Genomic DNA, 2,963 nt, shown 5'->3' on the forward strand with positions numbered 1-2,963 from the left:
GGGGCGAGCTCCGCCTCGGCGAACCACTGGGAGGCGAAGTCCTCCGTCGTGATGGTGCCGTAGGCGAGCTCCTCGCCCAGCGACTTCCACTTGGCCTCGATGGTGCCGAAGCCCTTGACCGGGATGGGGGTGGACTCGGTGACGAGGTCGGTCACGGCCTCTTCGTACTCGATGACGCGGGCGTCGACGCTGCCCGGCTCGGTGCTGACGGCGGCGCGCTGCTCCTCGTCCGCCGGGACGCCCTTCGAGGTGCCGAAGATCGTGCCGACCTCGGGGTCGGTGAGCAGGAAGTTGATGAGCTTCGCCGCGGCGTCGGGGTGCTCGGTGTTCGCGCCGGCCGACAGCAGCATCGACGGCTTGAAGAACATGTGCTTCTCGCCCGGCTCGACGGACGGGATCTGCGCGAGGGCGATGTCCTGGGTGCCCGAGTCGGCGACGTAGCCGGCGAGGAAGTTGTCCCAGCTCATCTCGGTCGCGGACTCGTTGACCGTGAAGCCGCCCTTGGGGAGCAGGGACAGGCCGCGCTCGATCGGGTAGACGAGCTTGTCCGCACGCAGGTCGGCGGTCAGGTCGAGGAACTCGACGACGTCGTCCTCGTCGAAGCCGAACGTGCCGTCGTCCTCGAACGGGGTGACGCCCTTCTGCAGCAGCCACTGGATGAAGAACCAGAAGGTGCCCGTGTAGTCGACGGCGCCGTAGAGCGCGTAGCCGTCGGCGGTGGTGGCACCGGCGCCGGAGGCCTCGGCGATGAAGTCGTTGTAGTCCTCCCACGTGTACTCGGTGTCGTCCGGGAACTCGGCGCCGGTCGCGGTGATGACCGCCGGGTTCTGGAACATCGCGAACGTGTTGGTGGAGGTCGGGATGCCGATCGTCTTGTCGTCGAGCACGCCGGCGGTGGTGAGGGTCTCGTCGAAGCCCGAGAGGTCGATCGAGCCGTTGTCGACGTAGGGCGCCAGGTCGAGCAGCTGCCCGTTCTGGTTGAACTCACGCAGGTACGACAGGTCGAACTGCATGACGTCCGGCAGCTTGCGGCCGGCGGCCTCGGTGGACCGCTGCGTCCAGTAGTCCGGGAACGCGGCGAAGCTGGTCTGCACCGTGATGTACGGGTACTCCTCGTTGAAGAGCTTGAGCGCCTCCTGGTAGCGCGAGGCCCGGTCGTCGTTGCCCCACCACGTGAAGTTGATCGTGACGGGCTCGGTCGAGTCGGGGCTGGGCGCGGCGGACGCGTCGTCGTCGCCCGAGCCGGAGGCGCAGGCGGTGAGGGAGAGTGCGGTGACCGCAGCGAGGGCGGTGAACTTCCAGAAAGGTCGCTTCATCGTCGGGAGCCTCCTTGCTCGGATCTGTGAAAGCGCATTCCGGACGGTAGGTGAGCGCTCGCAGCGGTGTCAACGGTTCGCGGTGAAACGTTACAAAGCCGTTGTGGTCCAGGCCACATCGCGTGGCCCCGGCGCCCACGCTACGCGAGGATGAACCCACGGGTGCGGCAGGCCCGTGACCCCGCCCGTGCAGCGGTGTATCGTTTCAAAATCCACTCCGTGCAGCCCGACGACGCGCCCAGGGAGCCACGCACGTGACCCACCGCCAGATCCCGTCCTGGTCCGAGCTCAAGCCGCTGCTGCGGCCCAAGCCGGTCGTCCTCGACCCCGTGCAGCGCCGCCTCGACGACGCCCTCACCATCGCCGACCTGCGCTCCGTCGCCCGTCGCCGCACACCCCGGTCGGTCTTCGACTACACCGACGGCGCCGCCGAGGCCGAGATCAGCCTGCGCCGCGCGCGCTCGCTCTTCCGGAACCTCGAGTTCCAGCCGTCGATCCTGCACGACGTGTCCGCCGTCGACACCACCACGCACTTCCTCGGCAAGCCGTCTGCGCAGCCCTTCGGGTTCGCCCCCACCGGGTTCACGCGCATGATGAACCACGAGGGCGAGCGGGCCGTCGTCCGCGTCGCCGAGCGCCACGACATCCCCTACGCGCTGTCGACCATGGGCACCACGTCCATCGAGGACGTCGCCGCCGCCGCACCCGACGCCCGCAAGTGGTTCCAGCTCTACGTCTGGAAGGACCGCTCCGCCGGCGAGGACCTCATGGCCCGCGCCAAGGCCGCCGGGTACGAGGCGCTCATGCTCACCGTCGACGTCCCCGTCGCCGGCGCCCGGCTGCGCGACGCCCGCAACGGCTTCTCCATCCCGCCCGCGCTCACCGTCAAGACCGTCCTCGACGCCGCCACGCACCCCGCCTGGTGGATGAACCTGCTCACCACCGAGCCGCTGAAGTTCGCGTCGCTCAACGAGTGGGACGGCACCGTCGCGGAGCTCCTCGACAAGCTCTTCGACCCGACCATGACGATCGCCGACCTCGAGTGGCTCCGCGCCTCCTGGGACGGGCCGCTCATCATCAAGGGCATCCAGACCGTCGACGACGCCCGGCGCGTCACCGACGCCGGGGCCGACGCGATCGTCCTGTCCAACCACGGCGGACGCCAGCTCGACCGCGCGCCCGTCCCCCTGCGGCTCCTGCCCGACGTCGCCGAGGCCGTCGGCGACCGCACCGAGGTCTGGGTCGACACCGGCATCCTGTCCGGCGCCGACGTCGTCGCGTCCCTCGCCCTCGGCGCGCGCGCCGCGCTCGTCGGCCGCGCCTACCTGTACGGGCTCATGGCCGGCGGCGAGCGGGGCGTCGACCGCGCCGCGCAGATCCTGTCGCGCGAGGTCCGCCGCACCATGGCCCTGCTCGGCGTCGCGTCCGTCGACGAGCTCGGCCCGCAGCACGTGCGGCTGCCCTGAGACCGCCCGCCCCGACGGCCACGCGTCCGAGGCGACGCCGCACGTCGCCCGCGCGACCGCGCACGCCGCGCCAGGCGCGCTGAGAGACCAGCGCGACGCCCCACCGACCGAGGAAGGACCGTCCTCACGGGCTCCGCCGACCACCCCGGCCCGACGAGCGACCCCGAGCGCTCGTCGGGCC

2 protein-coding genes are annotated in these 2,963 nt (G+C 70.7%); one reads left to right on the plus strand and one right to left on the minus strand.

Annotated elements, in window-relative coordinates:
- Positions 1-1,316: ABC transporter substrate-binding protein (locus tag CBZ_RS19145; protein ID WP_130783045.1), on the minus strand; the 1,316-nt coding region annotated here is incomplete at its 3' end.
- 254 nt (positions 1,317-1,570) lie between these two features.
- Here CBZ_RS19145 and CBZ_RS19150 point away from each other — a divergent pair.
- Positions 1,571-2,782: an alpha-hydroxy acid oxidase gene (locus CBZ_RS19150; RefSeq protein WP_130783046.1), complete on the plus strand. Its 1,212-nt coding sequence runs from the start codon at positions 1,571-1,573 to the stop codon at positions 2,780-2,782.
- Positions 2,783-2,963: the final 181 nt, after the last annotated feature.

This window comes from Cellulomonas biazotea, assembly GCF_004306155.1.
Classification (GTDB): Bacteria; Actinomycetota; Actinomycetes; order Actinomycetales; family Cellulomonadaceae; genus Cellulomonas; species Cellulomonas biazotea.